The sequence below is a fragment of the Nostoc sp. genome, assembly GCF_036916655.1.
Classification (GTDB): domain Bacteria; phylum Cyanobacteriota; class Cyanobacteriia; order Cyanobacteriales; family Nostocaceae; genus Nostoc.
The window spans coordinates 166,312-185,005 of the sequence record NZ_JBALFY010000068.1; the positions used below are offsets into that span (position 1 = coordinate 166,312).

Annotated in this window: 13 protein-coding genes and 1 pseudogene; 4 read left to right on the forward strand and 10 right to left on the reverse strand. The window is 41.1% G+C overall.

Features of this window, described 5'->3' with window-relative positions; all coding sequences use genetic code 11:
* Nucleotides 1–135: 135 nt before the first annotated feature.
* The 6 genes from V7L31_RS18975 to V7L31_RS19000 all read right to left on the reverse strand — a co-directional run bounded on the left by V7L31_RS18975 (nt 136) and on the right by V7L31_RS19000 (nt 7,917).
* The gene (locus tag V7L31_RS18975; RefSeq protein WP_334697668.1) at nt 136–2,310 is read right to left on the reverse strand and encodes a lipoxygenase family protein; all 2,175 of its coding nucleotides are present in this window, start codon (nt 2,308–2,310) and stop codon (nt 136–138) included.
* 541 nt (nt 2,311–2,851) lie between these two features.
* Complete coding sequence (locus V7L31_RS18980) at nt 2,852–3,073, reverse strand: hypothetical protein (protein WP_334697669.1); 222 nt, start codon at nt 3,071–3,073, stop codon at nt 2,852–2,854.
* A gap of 4 nt (nt 3,074–3,077) precedes the next feature.
* Nucleotides 3,078–4,253 carry an LLM class flavin-dependent oxidoreductase gene (locus V7L31_RS18985; RefSeq protein WP_334697670.1) on the reverse strand — a complete coding sequence of 392 codons (1,176 nt, stop codon included), beginning with the start codon at nt 4,251–4,253 and terminating at the stop codon, nt 3,078–3,080.
* Between the two features lie 92 nt (nt 4,254–4,345).
* A complete protein-coding gene (locus V7L31_RS18990; protein ID WP_334697671.1) occupies nt 4,346–5,536 on the reverse strand; it encodes an acyl-CoA dehydrogenase family protein in 1,191 nt (396 codons plus the stop codon).
* Nucleotides 5,537–5,611: 75 nt separating this feature from the next.
* Nucleotides 5,612–6,817, reverse strand: a complete 1,206-nt coding sequence (locus tag V7L31_RS18995) for an SfnB family sulfur acquisition oxidoreductase (RefSeq protein WP_334697672.1) — start codon at nt 6,815–6,817, stop codon at nt 5,612–5,614.
* Between the two features lie 41 nt (nt 6,818–6,858).
* Entirely contained in the window at nt 6,859–7,917 is a 1,059-nt protein-coding gene (locus tag V7L31_RS19000) for an LLM class flavin-dependent oxidoreductase (RefSeq protein WP_334697673.1), read from the reverse strand.
* A gap of 582 nt (nt 7,918–8,499) precedes the next feature.
* Here V7L31_RS19000 and V7L31_RS19005 point away from each other — a divergent pair.
* Nucleotides 8,500–8,619 (forward strand): annotated as a pseudogene (locus V7L31_RS19005) (transposase family protein); the annotation flags it as partial.
* Nucleotides 8,620–8,794: 175 nt separating this feature from the next.
* On the opposite strand, the gene V7L31_RS19010 reads toward V7L31_RS19005, so the two are convergent.
* The 3 genes from V7L31_RS19010 to V7L31_RS19020 form a co-directional block, all read right to left on the reverse strand.
* On the reverse strand, nt 8,795–9,910 hold the full coding sequence (locus tag V7L31_RS19010) for a ferrochelatase (RefSeq protein ID WP_334697674.1): 1,116 nt from the start codon (nt 9,908–9,910) through the stop codon (nt 8,795–8,797).
* A gap of 539 nt (nt 9,911–10,449) precedes the next feature.
* Complete coding sequence (locus tag V7L31_RS19015) at nt 10,450–12,456, reverse strand: DUF3137 domain-containing protein (RefSeq protein ID WP_334697675.1); 2,007 nt, start codon at nt 12,454–12,456, stop codon at nt 10,450–10,452.
* A gap of 10 nt (nt 12,457–12,466) precedes the next feature.
* The gene (locus tag V7L31_RS19020) at nt 12,467–12,976 is read right to left on the reverse strand and encodes a LemA family protein (protein WP_334697676.1); all 510 of its coding nucleotides are present in this window, start codon (nt 12,974–12,976) and stop codon (nt 12,467–12,469) included.
* A gap of 240 nt (nt 12,977–13,216) precedes the next feature.
* On the opposite strand from V7L31_RS19020, the gene V7L31_RS19025 reads away from it, so the two are divergent.
* The 3 genes from V7L31_RS19025 to ilvB all read left to right on the forward strand — a co-directional run bounded on the left by V7L31_RS19025 (nt 13,217) and on the right by ilvB (nt 17,219).
* A complete protein-coding gene (locus tag V7L31_RS19025; RefSeq protein WP_334697677.1) occupies nt 13,217–13,831 on the forward strand; it encodes a hypothetical protein in 615 nt (204 codons plus the stop codon).
* Between the two features lie 77 nt (nt 13,832–13,908).
* Complete coding sequence (locus V7L31_RS19030) at nt 13,909–15,186, forward strand: MFS transporter (protein ID WP_334697678.1); 1,278 nt, start codon at nt 13,909–13,911, stop codon at nt 15,184–15,186.
* A gap of 137 nt (nt 15,187–15,323) precedes the next feature.
* Nucleotides 15,324–17,219 carry a biosynthetic-type acetolactate synthase large subunit gene (gene ilvB, locus V7L31_RS19035; protein WP_442944451.1) on the forward strand — a complete coding sequence of 632 codons (1,896 nt, stop codon included), beginning with the start codon at nt 15,324–15,326 and terminating at the stop codon, nt 17,217–17,219.
* A 136-nt stretch (nt 17,220–17,355) separates the two neighbouring features.
* Here the strand turns inward: ilvB and V7L31_RS19040 are convergent, their stop codons facing one another.
* Nucleotides 17,356–18,633 (reverse strand): ribulose bisphosphate carboxylase small subunit, encoded by a 1,278-nt coding sequence (locus V7L31_RS19040; RefSeq protein WP_334697680.1) that lies wholly within the window; start codon nt 18,631–18,633, stop codon nt 17,356–17,358.
* Nucleotides 18,634–18,694: the final 61 nt, after the last annotated feature.

An 18,694-nucleotide genomic window follows, 5' to 3' on the forward strand; every position in this document is an offset into this window, starting at 1 on the left:
AAAACACACCTGCCCTGGCGAATGGAATTCGCGGCTATACAGACAAAACCCACCTCCGTGGGTTTCAAATTCTTTAAGTCCGCGTAGGCGGACTTTGTTTGTGTAGCCGCGATTTCTAATCGCCTGGTATATTTGCTAGATATTTATACTTTGTGGAATTTGGGAAGGTAGCAAGAATTTGTAAGGCATTATCCTTTTAGAATTCTTCTGATTAATTTCTTGCTCAATTCCTTTGAGTTCATTTTGAAAAGCAAGCAGTGCCGAACTCAGTTCTGGCTTAGATTTAAAGTATGAGTTAGAGTACTGCCCTAGCTGCGTATAGTAGACCGAGCCAAGCAAATAAGTTAACTTCAGTTGGGTTTTAGCTTGGTCTAGCGGGGGTAATATCCTCATAAAGTCGCCTGGTTGGTCAGGATTAGTCGGTGCTGGAGAGTAGACTGCTAGAGGAAAAGCAGGTGCATAGGTCATGAGTTGGCTTTGTGGAAAATTAACCGCAGCGTGTTGGGCGCTAGCAATAAAAATGATTGTAGAAACAGCATCAATTAGATAATCTAGCGTTTTAATTGTGCCTGAAATATCTTCACCAAAATTCTGGAGGCGACCTCCTTGTTCAGAAATTAATTCCTTGGCCCAATTTTGTAACGCTTGGTCAGCTAAGATTTGCTGTTCACTGGTATAGTAACTGCTTAAATAGGCACGCACCCATTTATGAATAGCATTCCAAATTAGCAGTCCATCATCTCGATAAGGATATTCAGGTAGCTGAGAAGTATTATTAACGCCGCGACTTGCCAAAATTTGGGGAAATATAAGATCGTTGAAATGATGCAAATAATCTTGGGCAGCTTCAACAGTTAGCTGGCGATCGCTCTCAATTTTACTAGCTAAAATCGCATCTACTTCACGACCAGGGGCAATCAAAATTTTATGCGCGCCGTAATTGATTAATATAGTTCCCTCAAAATGAGGTTCCAGCAAAATTCTTAAGTGGTGGCTTGCTGGTAATCGTCGCTTAGTAGCAATTACAAAAGGTTCGATAAATAGGTGAGTACGACCAAGGTGGCTAACCAGTTCGTGGTAGTTACTATCCGCCATTTGGACAATACTCTTAGCGATCTTCCAGTTGTCGCCATTTAGAGGTGTGAATACTGGATCTTGTGGCTGACATTGGATAGCTACTGGTATTAAAGAGCGAGATGAGCTACCAGATGGTGGTACTGCAAATAATGCCAAAGGCGAATAGATATACTTTTGTTTGTTAGGGAAATTACCATTTTCCATATTTTTTAACTTAGAATAATCAGCTTTATAAAGCCGACCTTCTTTCTTCGCAACTTCAAGCAAATCCGATGTACCAATAATTTGCTGGTATTGTTCGTTGGTAATTTGTAAAGGTTGTTCCTGTTCTGATACCTTTTGAAGCATGAGTGGATTTGGCCCTGCAACCTGCATATAGGCAAAAACCACATCCTCTTGAAATCTAGCGCTAATTTCTGGGAGAGGGATTTTGATAAATAGTTTATTATAATCCTCAAGACTTGGCTTAATTGTAGATGCTTGTGTAGAAAATTCTACTTCTATAGGCGATGTTTGAGTACTTTCTAATTCCAATAATTTAGCATTGGATTTAATGATTTTTTTGAAAGCGGAACTTAGCAAGTCTGTGATTGAATCTTCTACATCAGAAGGCGATGAAAATCCTATATTTCCTGAATTTACACCTATTTGATACAATTCAAATTGCTCGTCAATCTGCTGAAGCTGTTCCTCAAATGTAGAGATTTCTCCTGGGTCAAATGACACAACATTAGATGGATCGGCTGCAATCAGTTGTTCAGTAATATCTTGAGTAATCGATGCCAGGTTTAAAGCAATTTCTTCTAAATCTTGTTTACTTTCCGCATCTTTTATTCTTTGTTCAATATCTTCTAAGCTTTGGACTTTGATGTTCAGGGCTAAACTATTGCTTTTGGTATCATTATCCAGTCCGTAAGAAATGCCATTCTCGAAGAAGCTAGAAAAATTACTTAGAGCATCATTTACCAAAATGAGTGTTAATTTTTGAGCTACTAAAAGTACCCATTTTAAATCAGGTAATTCTTGAATTGGTAATTCTACTTGAATGATTGGTAATGAAGTAGCACCTGTTAAAGCCAGTGGCGGAACATAATTATAATTGTAGTCATATTCTGTAAATGGCAATGAGCTTTTATTATGCTTTATCAGCTTATACAAAAGCACCAAAAGACTCTCTATATCTGATTTTGTTAAACCTAATGAAGAAGATATTCGTTGAGAAGATAGAGACATAAATACTCCTGAGTTTAGCAAATTTTTCACTAGCCAACCAGCATAAAATCTTTGCTATTAGATATTTAATGTTGGCATTTACGAATCTATCAAAGATAACACAACACATTAAATTTTAGTAAATTCGAGAGTGCCTTTATGCTATAGCAAATATTAAAAATTTATAAATTTTTACTTTATATTTCAATAGTTCAGTATTTTTTCACAGAAATAAAAATAATTGGATGAAAATACATATTTTGAATTCAGAAATGCTTTGAGGATATTGCTACGCGCAGTGTCTTGTAGATAAGCAACGTGACTTTTGAGCAGTGCCGATACCATCGCATAAATGCTTATCTCTGGTATATTCTGGCTGTATGTGAGATAATTTCATGTCCAATTACAGGCATTATTGAGGAGTGGAGCTAAAGCAATCCGATCTAAGTTCCAAATAATAAGGGTTTTTCCATCGGGATTGAAGATTACATTTTATGGAATGGCTTTGTAAAACCCTATGTAAGTATTTAACCCCACCTATTTTAGATGGGGTATTTATTGGCTAGGCGATCGCAGGAAGCGAGAAAGCTTTCAGTAATAATCGCTTCAATTCGTCTATGTCCATTAGTCCATTATGCGTTGTCTGTACTATCAAACCTCGAAGTCTGGAATAAAAGGAGGTGCGATTGTTTTCTGTAACTTTATGGCAGTTGACATTATTTCTATGAGATCGGTTAAAAATCAACCGCACGCGATCGCTATCAGATTGCTCCCAGATTGACAAGGATTTATAACCTGAGACCCGCCTGTTTCATCAGAGGTAGGATGCGATCGCCAAAAAATTCTAGGTCTTCCTTAAAATCATAAAAGCTCAATTGCAGACCGTTAACACCAGCCTTTTTCAACTGTACAAACTGCTCGACTACCTGCTCTGGTGTACCGATGACCTCGATATTACCACCAATAGCTCGGCGCTTTGGTGCATCTTTACCCACCCGACCTTTCCAAGCGTGCGCGTCACTGTCGAATCTGCTAAAACCAGCTAGGTCGGCGTGTGCGACTATAGCATCGTGGTAAGCCCAAGTTTCGCGCTCAGTTTCACGGCTGATTACCATCGGGTTGAGGAGTGTTTGGACTTCGCGGCCAATGTCGCGTGCAGCCTGCTTTACTCTTTGGGTATGTGTGGGTAGCACTTCAATGGCACTAGCGAAGTCAGAACCCCCTGGGCTAGTGATAAACACAATGTCAGAGTAGCGTGCAGCGAAGGAAATACCAGCGTCCGAGCCAGTGGCATTGACTAGCACTGGACGGCCGTATTTCGGTTTAGGTGTAACGTAAGCATCACTAAGCTTCCATGAAGACTTGCCTTCAAATGAGAAGTTTTCATCGTCACCCCACAGGCGTTGCAGCACTTCGATGAACTCGGCGGCAATTTCATAGCGATGATCGTGTTCAATGCGTTTCCAACCAAACATCTCGTGTTCAATAGCACGATGTCCAGTCACAATGTTAATGCCCCAACGACCTCCTGATATATGGTCTAGAGTTGCGCCGTACTTGGCTAAGTGCAATGGATGAATTGGCCCATATAACACATGGATGGTAGAGATCAGCATAATCTTGTGTGTCAGGCTTGTGAGCGCAGCTGTGGTCATGAAAGAGTCTAGCGCTTGACCGTTGAACACACCGCCATAACCACCTTTGGGTAGCCACTGTGACAGCGCAAACACCAAGTCAAAGCCCAGCGCCTCAGCGTGCTGCACAAGAGCTTTATTGTATTCAAAGCTCCAGTCGGTGGTACGTGGTAGTGTGGAGGCACTCCAACCGCCTGCCTGGATTGGCAGAAACAACCCCAACAATATAGGCTGTTTCAATGCTTGAGAGAGGGGGCTTTGGGCAAAATCTGTCGGAGCCGCAAAGCGATCGCAACCGACAATTGAACCAGGGTGGTGGCTAAGGATCATTGTTCAAATTGTGTATATGGGGATTGGGGATTGGGGATTAGGGATTGGGGATTGGGGAGAAATTCTCTTGTGCCTCCTGCCTCCTGCCTCCTTCACGTATACAAAGTGAAAACTGGGATTTGTTCGTTAAGTACCCAGTTGCCAACTTCGTGGACTTTGTAAACTACTGGATCGTGCAGGGTATGAGTACGGACGTTGCGCCAGAAGCGATCGAAGCCATATTTTTTGGCAGCAGTACGAGTGCCTGTCACTTCAAAAATCTTGCTAGTTGTCTCTAGGGCAACTCGTGTGCTGAATACTTTCGCTGTGGCAATGGTAACGGCAACTTCGCCCCGTTCTTCGGCACTCAGTTGTTCTCCCTTCTCCCATGCACCTTGGATGACGGTGTTCACATAATCCACATGACTAATGGCTGCTCTCAAATCCACCCACAAATTACCATATTGCTCGATAATATAAGGGTCTTGGGAGGCTTTTTCAGCAGGCGAAAAAATCCAAGGACGGGTTGTGGAAAGGGTATACTTTCGGGCTGCTTCAAATGCTCCTAGTGCAATTCCTAGATAGAAGTTGACAAACACAATTTGGATGAGCGGGGTAATTAGACTAGCGAAGGGGCTAGGATGATCGGTGGAATCGGGATTTCCTAGTACTTCATCTCGATAGACGAGAACGTTATGAAACTCAACGCTACCGCTATCGGTTTGGCGCTGTCCGATGTAGTCCCAATCGTCATTGAGGACGATACCTTCTCGATTGTTGGGTAGAGGTGCAAAGAGAAGATTACCCAGGTCTTCGCGGATGGCAGCGATCGCTATGATATCTCCGCTTCTTGCACCGGTGGAAAAGTTTTTAGTGCCGTTGAGACGGAAATTTTCCACATCTGGGGTCAGGATTAAATCGGGATCGCGGGGATTAACCGAATCACCCCAAAGCCAATTATTACGAGCGGTTTCTGTATAAAATCTAGCTATTTGCTCTGGTCGTCCCAATAATCCAGTATTTGCTAGATTCACGTAATGATAGCCAATCAGTTGACCAAGGGAACCGTCACCTTTGGCAATTTCCCGTACTACTTGCAAAGCAGTAACCCAGTCGCTACCAAACCCGCCATACTCTTGTGGAACTAGAAGCTTGAGTAAACCACTTGCACGCAGACGATCCAGTTGTTCTGTGGGAGTTCCACCTTTGATATCTCTTTCAACTGCTGTTTGAGCAAATTCCTCTGCGATCGCACTAGCCAAAGTAATGTAATCTTTTGATTCTCTAGATGCAGCTACAACCATATTCATTACCTTTATTTGAATTGGGAAAGAGAGCAAAGGGGCAGGAGAAGAATAATATTCAACACTCAGCACTCCTTAAAACGCACCGTGACGAGGAGGATTAACGCCATTGAGGTAATAGTTACCTACGTTGATATACTTCCAGCGCACGGGATCGTGTAAGGTATGAGTGCGGGCGTTGCGCCAGTGGCGATGATGGTTAAATTCTTCTAAGGTGGATTTTGTACCACTGAGTTCAAAAAATTTGTTGGTGATAAAAATCGAGGCTTCATCGGCAAATGCTTTCGCTTCGGCAACTGCAATTGAAGCTTCTATAGCAGTGGTTGGAGTTTGTTCTTGAAAGGCGCGATCGATAAATTCTCCGGCTCGTTTTAGTAATGCCTCTACGGCATGAAGTTTCACTGATATTTCACCTACGCCGTAGATAATCAATGGTTCTTCATAGCCATGTTCTAAGTCTGTTTCTATCCACGGTCGAGTATAATTACGGATGAAGTGAATTGCGTCTTTATAGGCTGCTCTGGCAATGCCGACATCAACTGCGGCATGGATAATTTGAGCAACGGCCCCGATGGTTGTTTGTTCTTCAAATGCTAGATAATGGCGTAAAATATCCCGCTCTTCTACTTGGATATTCTCAATGATTGTAGTTCCACTGGCGGTAGTACGCTGTCCCATACCTGACCAATCATCAATTACGTTTAAACCAGGAGTATGGCGAAGGACAAACACAATTACGGTTTTGTCATCATCGTCTAAGGCAACTACCGGGACAATATCGGCAAATAAAGCGCCAGTGGAGTAAAATTTTTTGCCATTCAAAACATAACCTGTATCTGTGCGGGTCAAGCGAGTTTTGAAAGCTACAGCAGTTTTAGTCCTAACTTCGGTAAAAGCATTGCCAAAGCGTTTACCTTCCAGCACTAGCCCAAAAAAGTGGAGCTTTTGCTCTGGAGTGGCATTAAGCCGAATTGCCTCTACCATGTAAAGGTGATTTTGCGGGATTTGTCCAATGCTGGAGTCAGCTTCAGACAGAAGTGTGATGACTTCTGCTAAGGTGACGTTAGAAACGCCAGCCCCGCCATATTCTTTGGGGACGGTGATGCCCTGGAGTCCGCTATCTGCCAGTTTTTCTAGCTCTGTATAGGGCAATCTCCGATCACGATCGCGTTGTGCTGCTTCTTGGACAAATTCTGCCGCTAATTGTTGCGCTATTTCAATGGCTTCTCGATCGCTGCTAATAATATGTGCAGTGCGTTCGCTTGTAGAAACTTGAGTCATACTGACTTTCTCCTGGTCATAAACTGCAAATGTTGAGGGCGCTATACCACAGGCTGCAAGCGTTTAACCCTTGGTATCACCTCTGCGGCAAAGCGATCTAACTCCCGTGCAAAGGGATAGAACTGCAACATAAAGGTTTCAACACCAATGTCTACAAACTCAAGAATTCGAGATGCCACTGTGTCATAACTGCCTACTAAACCAGCCGCCGTACCACCGTTAGTACCTACATGGGGATACTTCTCAAAAGTTTTGAACATAACGGTGGCGGGATCATTGCCATTTAAGATGTTTGGCATATATGGCTCAGTTTCCTGTGCTTGCAAAAATGTCAGCCGCTCTAGTTCTTCTTGGGCTTCTTTGTCAGTTGGACGAGCAATAATAAATGCTGACATCCCAAACCGTAGCGGCTGGAGTTGCTTGCGAGGTCTACGGGAGACATCAGTAATAATCTTGCGGACTTCTGCAATCGGCTGACCATTAATAAAGAAGACATCTGCCTCTTGAGCCGCTAAGGATCTAGCTGGATCTGATTCACCCCCCAGGTAAACTCGTGGACGAGGTTGAGCTACAGGTGTTGGGCGATAACTGAGATCCTGAATTTGAAAGTATTCGCCTTGATAGTTTACTCTTTCCCCACTCCACAGGGCTTTGACAACTTTAATCCAATCTTGGGAGTAACGATAACGTTCGTCATGCTCAGGAAACGGAATACCAGCCTTTTCCATTTCTGTGCGAAACCAGGCACTAACCAAGTTAATCGAAAATCTGCCATTACTAATAGCGTCAATACCCAGTGCCATCTTTGCTAGAACAGCAGGATGAAATAATAAGGGCTTAATTGCGGCAATAATCTCAATTTTTTCTGTGGCTTCGGCGAGGGCTGCTGCTGCTGTCCAGGTTTCTAGTTGATCGAAATCTTGGTCGTAACAATTAATGATGTGTTGTGCAAGGAGAGTAGATGAAAAACCGACTCGTTCCGCTTGAATCAAGAGCGATCGCGCCCTGGCATAACTGGCATCAAATGGATCTTCGGGTTGATTTAGCGGCCCCCAGTTTCCATAGACCGGAATCCAAATTCCATAGCGTGGTTCAGTCATGGTCGCTTTGCTCCAATTTCAATGAGAACTACCAGTTACAATCAGTTATTCAAAACATCTGCGATCGCTGCTTAATCCTAATTAATAACGACTCTCAAAAGACTACAAATTTTAGAGTCAAATATCCATTTTTTATGTTCATAAACAAAATCATGCTTTTCACGCATATTTTGTTTATTAAACAGACATTCAAAGAACTGGCAAAGTTAGACTAGTTTCATAAACTACGGCAAGTCTATCGAGTTAAAGGTGTTAAATGATAAACTAGGAAACACTTTACAAGGCTAGATAAAGCAAGTCAAGCTTTTCTTGAAGAATCTCAGATTTTGGTGTTTGTTCTCGCTGTTCACTTTACCGTTGCCAATATGACAGGCACAGCAGAAGTCTTCAACGTTCTGGTTTTCCTGGGGTTGCAAACGGGATATGGTCATTTTAAGATAGGCAACAGGCTCAAATGATCGCAGAGCTACACCCACAGGTAAGGTCTATCGGCTTTGGGCGATCGCGTGTGGGATGAACGATAAGCAATTAGGCATTGATGGTATAAGTCATAGTAAAAGTAGAGTAAAGCCCAAAGAAGGCATGAAACTCAAGCCCAAAATTACCATTGCTGACCACTTTGCACAAATGTCAGACCCACGAATAGATCGCACGAAGCGACACAAGTTAATTGATATTTTAACTATTGGGATTTATCGCGTCTTCAAAGTGCATTAGAGGTAGATTGGATTACGCAAAGCCTCCACCCAATCTACAATTTTTTTACTATAAGAGAAAACACAGGTTCAATAAAAAATCCCACGCTTCAAGGCGTGGGAGATTTCAAATAAATACACCACAAATGTCAGGTGGGCAAAACTTTGACACCTGATAAAGCTTAATGATGATGGTGGTGATGATGATGCCCAGCTAATTGAGGATTAACTGCTAAAGGTTGCTCTGACAACAACTCTGCAATATGAGCATCAGCCCATTGCGCCACCATTGCCAAAAATTCTGGGCGATCGTTGACGCAAGCCATTTGCACGTAATTTGTACCAGGATGCTGTTTTTCTAAAGCATGGATGATGTGATGCACATCCAATAGAGTTTCGTGGTTTTCTGTCGCAAAGCCAATTGGCATAAATATTACTACTTTCGCACCCAATTGAATCAGGTTATTTGCCGCTTGCTCTGCATTTGGCTGTGTCCAATCAATTAAGGGTGTGTCATGATTTAGCCAACCCACTGAGATTAAAGGATAACGGTTAATCAACTTATCCCGAACCAAGTCGTACATTGCTTCACTTTCAGCAATCCCAGAAGTAAAGCCTTTAGCTTTATGGGGACAGCCGTGGTTCATTAATACAATACCGATTTGAGAAGGTAGATAAGCGCCTGCTAACTCAGCAATTTTCTCTTCAACCAGATGAGCCATCAAATCGATGTAAGCTGGTTCGTTGAAGAAAGAAGGAATGTAACGCTGTGCTTTAACCCAGCGTTCATCACCATCAGTCAACTCAACGAGAGCATTGTTAACTTGCTCGATCGCAATCCCACTGGTAAAGATAGAATCAACAACTAGCAGTGGGTAAATTAGCAGCTTCTCGAAGCCTTGGTTTTTGATTTCTGCCAAGACTTGATTAGGTAGAAAAGGGGCGCAGAAGTTGAAAGCCTTGAAAACTTGAACCTTATCGCCCCATTTTTCTTGTAAATTCTTCTCAATGCCAGCCCGTTGCTGTTCAAAGATGGCGTTGTGTGGGGAGATAAAATCGTGGTGTGTATGTCCCCACTCGTGGCGGTCAAATAGCGCCAAAAGCTTTGCTAGGGGGGGGTAAATCCAGGTTGGTACTGGTGCAAATTTTGCTGTCAGTAGATTTAAAGCCTGTTCGTTATAGTTGGCGAAATCTTCGTAGCTTTCGACTTCGCCGTAGCCCATAAGCAGTACGGCTACACGGTCTTTACCTGATAGATGCTCGTGGGTGTGTTGTACTTTTTCCGGCGTGGCAACCACAATTAGTTCCTCAATATAACCAGAGTGCAGAGAAATATAAAGTTAGGGAATAGTTTGCACATTTTCCCCACTTGTAACTTATTATCCCATCCAGGGGGATAGGATAGGTGGGAAAATCAAGATAATACATCAAAAGACATACAAAACTTACGCACAGATAACGGAAAATCGAACCACAGAGACGCAGAGAACACGGAGGAGTAAGAGTTTGAAAGGTATTTTGCGTAATTTTTGACATACAAAAATTACATGGGGCATTAGGTATAGAAAATTGAACCAATACCTCATCTGCTATATCCCTCTTCTGTCACTCTCCGGGAGGGCGATCGCTAGAAGCCTGATGAGGCAATCAATACAAGCTATACTATTAGAAAAAAATTGGTCTTGTATTTGTTATTAGAAAAGAATCGCGCGATCGCTTGCTATACAAAAGCTCTAGAATCCAGAAATGGCAAATGTTTTCGGAGAGTGACAAAAGAGGGATATAGCTGGAATAGCGAAAGCGGTTAAGATGCCAAAAAGCTGCGTTATCAGTGAAATTAATTTGGTGCAGTTTTTTGCCAAATGCGTCTATCCAGATTTAAGTCTTCAACAATTCCCAACATCAAGTTGAGAGTTTCAAAATATTCTCTTAAAGGCGCAAAGCTTAACACACTTTTAAATAGATTAGGTTCAAATAGATTATTTTCTACTGCTTCTTCAAGGGCTATGTATATCATGTCATCAACAAAGGAAATATAAATATTCCTATTGGTTTTCTTGCGAAAATTAACTATTTTATCCATTAAACTAGTAGATAAGACATAACGTGCTTCTATTTGGTCATCACCATAAACAGTGAAAAGTTTAGCGAACTCTGGATCTTCTAATTTAATTACCTGTTTCTTAGCATGATTAAGAGCATGAATATTAGCGTTGATAACTTTTGGCTGAATGATTGTAACAGTGCGGAGTTTTTTATTAAATTTAGCTTTAAAAAACAAGCCTTTGAAAACTAAATTTGTCCTAGTAAATTCATTTCTCAAAACTTCAGATTCAAATTTTTTGTAGTCAATGTTTTTACCTTGCAAAATACTGCCAAATATATATGGAATTATTTTTAATAATCTAAAAATTAAAAAAAATACATAAAATATAAATGGTGGAATAATAGTAAGATGATACAATAAATACCAATTTGAATCAGTTGTGTCTTCTTGCAAAGTTGTAACTAATGGAATATCTAGAGGATTTATCCAAGAGTGTTTCAATTCTGATTCTGCGCGAATATTAGAAAAATAGATATCAACACCATTGATTCTACCATAAATATAATCATCGTGTATAATGTTACTTGATTTTATAATTCCTTGAAACAATTGGCTGTGATCAAAGCTATCTGTAATATTTTTGATATCTATGGGTGAACAACGATTTATATACCTTAATGTTCTTTTTTCATGAATAAAATTGAATATATTTTCAGGTATTTTTGATTTATATGGGCTAGAAAATGTTTCAAATGCTGCGCTATAAAAAATTATCCAAGCCCAAAAAATAAATAAGAAAGCTAATAAATAATTGAAAAATAAAATTATAAATGCAAATGGTATTATTATTGTTTCAGACCAAATTTTAAAATATAAACTATTGTCAGTAGAAACTTCCAAAAAAGGAGATATAACTGTAAAAACCCTAAGTAGTACAATTACAAGAGATAAAAAAATTAGATGAGCAGTAACAATAGATAATAAAACTTGTTTCCTACGAGATTCAAATACTTTTAATTCACTCAATAGATTTTTCTGACAAAATACTTTGAATTCCTTTAATGTTTTTGGGGTAAATTTTTCAATAGCGGGTTCGGGTTCTTTTGGCCAGGTTTCGCTTGATATTTGTAGCTTAACTTCTGATTCAGTAGGGTTTGGTGGAGTCGCAGACACATCAATATTATCTGTAAAGAGTTCTGTAAATAAAAGTTGCGTTGCCCATTTTCTCGTTGGTTCGTCTTCATTAATCAGGAGTTGCTGACAAAGAGCGATCGCTTCATTAATTTGCCCATTCTCTTGATATGCTTTTATCAGCCATTTATGTGCTTTTAAATATTCTTTTGTATCGGGAGAAGCAGCTATACAAAAAACTTTTAATGCTTGGATTGCTTTTTTATAGCTTTTTTGAGTAATAGCTTCATATGCAGTGTTTATAAGCTCAGTTTCTTGTGTAGGAGTGAGTGAACTTTTAGTTGAATTGAGTGATGCTTTTTGTGTTGTAGGTTTAGCCTCTGGAAATATTTCGGCAAGATAGTACTGTGCTAATATCTGAGTCGTTTGATGTTTACTGTTGCTCAATTCTTGACATAAATTAATTGCCTTATCAAAGCGTCCATTGTAGAGATATGCGTCTAAAAGTAAGACTCGTGCATACAAATATTCTTTTGTATTGGATTCTGTATTGTTTTGAAAAAATCTTTCTAATCCCTGAAGTGCTAAATTGTAATTTTTATATTCTAATAGTTTAGCTATTCCGTTTAATAATTCCTGATTTTGTACAGAATTCAATTTTGACATATTTTTAAATTTACTTATGGGTTATTTCAATATTCACATTGTTTCTTGCTTGCAGATTAGCTTGAAATTGCAATTTTAATTTATATTTCAGCCACGAAGCTATAATATTTGTCGGAAACATCTCTACGGCATTATTATATTCAGTGACGGCAGAGTTATAAAATCTTCTAGCGGCGGAAAGTTGTTCTTCTACTTCATTCAAGGAATATTGTAATTTGATAAAATGTTCGTTTGTTTTTAATTCGGGATAGGCTTCAAACACGACGATGATTTTGGTTAAAATTCTGGAAATTTGGTCTTCTGTCGCGACTCGGCTATTGTCACTTAAATCTTTTGAAGTCGCTCTACTTCTAAGTCTGCTAATTTCTGTCAATATTTTTTGCTCAAACTGCATATACATTTGAGCTAAGGTAACAAGTCTAGGTATCAAATCACTTCTTTTTTGCAGAATGACATCAACAGTAGAAAACGCATTATCAACTTGATTCTTTTTATGAATTAGATTATTATATAAAGCCACAAAAATAATTAAGAATAGAAATATAAAACTAACTAGAAAAATAAACATTTAATTTATTAGATTAATCTAATATTATTTATATTCCAGATTAATATTTTTTTGAAATAGTATTCTTTCGGAAGAGATATGTAAAGCAGCTATAATTTGCTCAGTAAAAATAAGGTAATATATAATAATATTGCTTGATTTTTGAAGAAACTCTATATATCAAGAGTCAAAAAATCAAAGGTAGTGTTACAGATGAGTATAATTATTTGCCCTGGAATTCATGAGCCAGAATTAACTGAAAGCTTTAGAGTCGGATTGTTAGATTTAGTTTCTCATAGCGCGATACCTGCGGTGAGCTACGCTAACGCACCCAATTCCGCAAATATACTGATTTATCCAGGTAAAGATGTTTCGGTTTTATCAGCATTGCATATTTTGCAGTTTTTGCGCGTTAGCGTAGCTCACCGCAGGTATTGCTTGACTGGCTCATTAAAATCACCAATTATATTCATTAGCTTTAGTGCTGGTGTCGTTGGAGCAATAGGGGCAGCGCATTTGTGGCAGATATTAGGTGGTCGTGTCAAAGCGTTTATTGCTATAGATGGATGGGGAGTACCACTACAGGGGAATTTCCCTATTCATCGGATGAGTCATGATTATTTCACTCATTGGAGTTCCTCTTTGCTAGGTAGTGGGCAAAATAACTTTTATGCAGATCCCGCAGTCGATCATTTATCGATTTGGAAATCTCCCCAAACTGTACAAGGCTGTTGGGTAGATTCTTCCATTGAGATTATTCCACCCAAAGGTCGTCTGACAGCAGCGGAATTTTTGCTTATGCTGTTAAAGCGCTATGAAGCAAATTAATCCGGACAATGGAGTAATTAAACAGGAGTTAGTCATTAGTTCTGCGACTCCCCATCTACCCAAAAGAAAGTATCTAAATGTTTCCAACTGAACCGGCTGCTGTTAATAACGGATTTGGCGCACTGCTAAAAAACCGTGCTTTTATGTTCCTGTGGCTTGGACAACTGGTGTCTCAGTTAGCAGATAAGGTCTTCTTTTTGATGCTGGTCGATCTGGTAGTAGACAAAAACAGTAGCTACTTTCCTCCTGCGGGAGTAGCAAAAGAATCGATGTACCCCATTTTGATGGTGGCGTTTACCATACCAGCAATTTTATTTGGTTCAGCAGGGGGTGTATTTGTCGATCGCCTACCGAAAAAGCTGATTATGATCGGCTCTGATATTTTACGCGGGCTATTGGTTATTGGACTTGTATTTTTACCAAGGGATTTTCATATACTTCTGCTGATCACTTTTGGGGTTTCCACCGTTACCCAATTTTTTGCCCCAGCCGAACAAGCGGCGATTCCTTTACTGGTGAAGCGAGAGGGTCTAATAGCAGCTAATGCGCTGTTTACTAGCACAATGATGGGTGCTTTAATTGTCGGTTTTTTGTTAGGAGATCCACTGCTGAGTTTGGCTGAAACTGGGATAGCTAAAAACTATGGGCCAGAGTTAGTGGTGGCGCTACTATACTTGTTGTCGGCTGTAGTTATGCTGCCGATTCACTTTCGGGAAAAAAAATCATCGAGCGAAATTCTAGGCGATCGCATCGACCTTTGGGCGGACTTTAAAGAAGGCTTACGCTACCTCAAGAAAAACCGTTTGGTGTTAAATGCAATGCTGCAAACTACAGTTTTATACTGCGTCTTTGCCGCCTTGATGGTACTTGCCCTGCCTTTAGCAGAAAAGTTTGGTTTACAAGGAAAACAATCTGGACGCTTTATCGCCGCAGTGGGGATTGGTATGGTTATAGGTGCTGGCGTTTTGGGTCATTGGGGCGAAAAAACCCATCACAAACCTTTACCCTTAATTGGCTTTTTGGGTATGGCGCTCATTTTGGGCGTAGTTTCTTTCACCAATAGTCAAGTATTAGCACTCGGATTTTGTATTTTACTGGGTGTGAGTGGTTCTTTAATTGGTGTACCAATGCAAACTCTCATTCAGCAGCAGACTCCACCAGTTATGCATGGTAAGGTTTTTGGCTTTCAAAATCATGCCGTTAATATAGCCCTTTCCGCACCACTGGCGATTACAGGCTGGTTAAATCAAGAGTTTGGCTTGCGAATTGTCCTACTTGCAATGAGTCTTGTCGTTGCAGTTGTCGGTATTTGGGCTTGGAAAAATACCCGCAATGTCTTGCAAGACGTAATTTAATTAATGTAGGCTAATAATCTAGCTTTAATATTTACATATTAGATATATATGAAATTATCGAAATTTAATTGAAGTTTTCCATTAAAATGAAATCTTAACTACAGAATTCAGCATTAACTTTAGCTATAGTCTGAGGTTTGACCGTGCCATCGCTTTCCCAAATTAGTCTCCCACAAACCGAGAATCAAAAACAGTCCCGTAATTCTAGTCTGCCAGTCGTGCCCAAACGTGCATCTGGCGGTTTTGCTCTACTTGACAGCCTTCACCGCCACGGCGTTGATTATATTTTTGGTTATCCCGGTGGAGCAATTTTACCAATTTATGACGACCTGTATAAGGTGGAAGCAACTGGTGCTATTAAGCACATTCTCGTGAGACACGAACAAGGTGCAGCCCACGCTGCTGATGGTTACGCCCGTGCCACAGGAAAAGTCGGAGTCTGCTTTGGTACTTCTGGGCCAGGAGCAACTAACTTGGTGACAGGCATCGCCACCGCCTACATGGATTCAATTCCAATGATTGTGGTTACAGGACAGGTAGCACGTCCGTCGATTGGTACAGATGCGTTTCAAGAAACCGATATTTACGGAATTACTCTACCAATCGTCAAACACTCTTATGTAGTGCGCGATCCTAAAGACATGGCGCGAATTGTCGCCGAAGCTTTCCACATCGCTAGTACTGGGCGTCCGGGGCCAGTTTTGATAGATGTTCCCAAAGATGTAGCTTTAGAAGAATTTGACTATGTACCTGTAAAACCAGGTTCAGTGAAATTACGCGGTTATCGTCCCACTGTCAAGGGAAATCCTCGGCAGATTAATGCCGCCATCCAGTTGATTACCGAAAGTCGCCGGCCGTTATTGTATGTCGGTGGTGGTGCGATCGCAGCTGGTGCCCATGAAGAAATCAAACAACTAGCTGAATTATTCGATATCCCTGTCACCACAACCTTAATGGGGATCGGTGCATTTGACGAACATCATCCCCTGGCTTTGGGAATGTTGGGGATGCACGGCACTGCTTACGCTAACTTCGCGGTGAGTGATTGTGACTTGCTAATTTGCGTTGGCGCTAGATTTGACGATCGCGTTACAGGCAAATTAGACGAATTCGCCTCCCGCGCTAAAGTAATTCACATTGATATCGACCCGGCAGAAGTCGGCAAAAACCGCATTCCCGAAGTGCCCATCGTCGGCGATGTGCGAAACGTGTTAATAGACTTATTGCGTCGATGCAAAGAAGCAGGCGTCAAGGCTACACCAAATCAAAACCAAGAATGGCTAAATCTAGTTAATCGCTGGCGCGAAGAATATCCTCTCATCGTGCCGCACCATCATGACAGCATTTCACCCCAAGAAGTGATTGTAGAAGTCAGCAACCAAGCACCTCAAGCTTTCTACACCACAGATGTCGGACAACATCAAATGTGGGCAGCACAATTCCTGAAGAATGGCCCAAGACGCTGGATTTCTAGCGCCGGTTTGGGAACTATGGGTTTTGGCTTGCCTGCGGCGATGGGTGCAAAAGTGGCATTTCCTGATGAAGAAGTCATCTGTATCAGTGGTGATGCTAGTTTCCAAATGTGTTTACAGGAACTAGGAACGCTTGCACAGTATGGAATAAATGTCAAGACGATAATTATCAATAACGGTTGGCAAGGGATGGTACGCCAGTGGCAGCAAGCCTTCTATGGTGAGCGTTACTCATGCTCCAACATGGAAGTAGGGATGCCAGACGTAGAGTTATTGGCAAAAGCCTACGGGATTAAAGGGATGGTAATTAGCGATCGCAGTCAATTAAAAGATGCGATCGCCGAAATGCTAGCACACAAAGGCCCCGTGATTGTCAATGTCCACGTCACCAGAGACGAAAACTGCTATCCAATGGTAGTCCCTGGCAAGAGCAATGCTCAAATGGTCGGCTTGCAGAAGCAAGCGCCGAAAGCTGCATCAGAGCCAGTGTATTGTAGTCACTGCAATGCTAAAAATGCTCCTACTCATAACTTCTGTGCTGAGTGTGGGACAAAGTTGTAACACTGTGTTCTCTGTGTCTCATAAGGTTGAATTAATTACTGTTTAACCACAGAGACGCAGAGAGCGCGGAGAGAAAAAGAGATTTTACCATACTCAGTGCTGAGTACTGAGTGTTATTGTTACTCAGCACTCTTCATTAATTTTTCCCATTGGGACGCTGAATAATCGTCTCCACTACCCGCCGCTTGGCTTTTGGATCGATACCTACTAAACGTACATACTCACCGCTATATTCTGTGAGAGTTGATTCCAAATTAGAGATTGCATCAGACTCGGCATCAATGTGGCTATTAACACAACTTTGCCAAGAACCTGTGCGAAAACGGCGTTCATCAACGTGTTCAATACTAATTTTGTAACCTTGAGATAATAATTGCCGAATCTGTTCTTGTGTCTCTAGAGTCAAATGTGGACTTGATGCTTGTTCTTTTTGCTGGAATCCATTAGTTTTTACTTCTGGGGTTGCACCATTTGATGGCTGACTAGTTGGTGTGACAGCAGCAGGTGGTGCAGATTGATAAGAATTTCTGCCTCGATTTAGTCGGTTGTACTCATCAACCAATTGGGAATTTTCTACCCGTTTGTGTTCGCCAACCATCAAGTTACCAGACTCGATTAAGTGAGACAGGGTGAAATTGGGCTTTTTAAATTCTGGTGGCCCTTCAACGCTGTTAACCACATTCAAAGATACCTGCTCAAAACCGATCTTATGGATATAGTTGCGGATTTGTTCGTCATAAATCCGCGATCGCAAAGCGCTAAAAAAGTCAATGGATTGATTGATAAAAGTATCAACTAGCTGTTCAACTTCCCGTGGTGACAGTCCATCGGGTTCAAAAATTCCTTTGACAATTCCCACTTTGTCATCTCTATCTGGTTCCCAGTAGAATTTATCCATCCGTCCGTCCCGAATTAACGGTGCATAGAGGGTAGAAAAATCATTACCTGTGACGATAATCGGCACACGATTTAAAGGCGTGGAATCATAGCTTCCCGGCAACTGCACATCTGTAGGATTATCAGCAATATTCATCAGTGTGGCATTTACCAACTGGGTATTTACAGTATATTGAGTGCCTTCATCAAAGCGTCCAGCGCCAGCATCTAAATCGTTAATCATCAGTACACACATTTTGCCGCGTACTTTAATGAGTTCTGCTGTTTCGCGATAGCGCAGCCGAATCAACCGCGCTGGATCTCCTGCATCTGGACTTTCTAATTCGCCGCCAGATACTAGAGTCACCTCAATACCCATTTTTTCAAAGACTAACTCACATTGAAATGTTTTGCCCTCGCCTTTGCGTCCATGAATTCCCAAAATCAAGGGTACTCGCACGCCAGGAAGCTTCAAAAAGTTTTTAGTGATATGGACAGCAAGTTTGTCCAAAAAGCGAGGAGCGATGTAGTAACCCATGAGTTTATCTTATGAAAAATTAACACTTCTAAGGTTAATGTTAAGTTTTTTTTGGGGATAG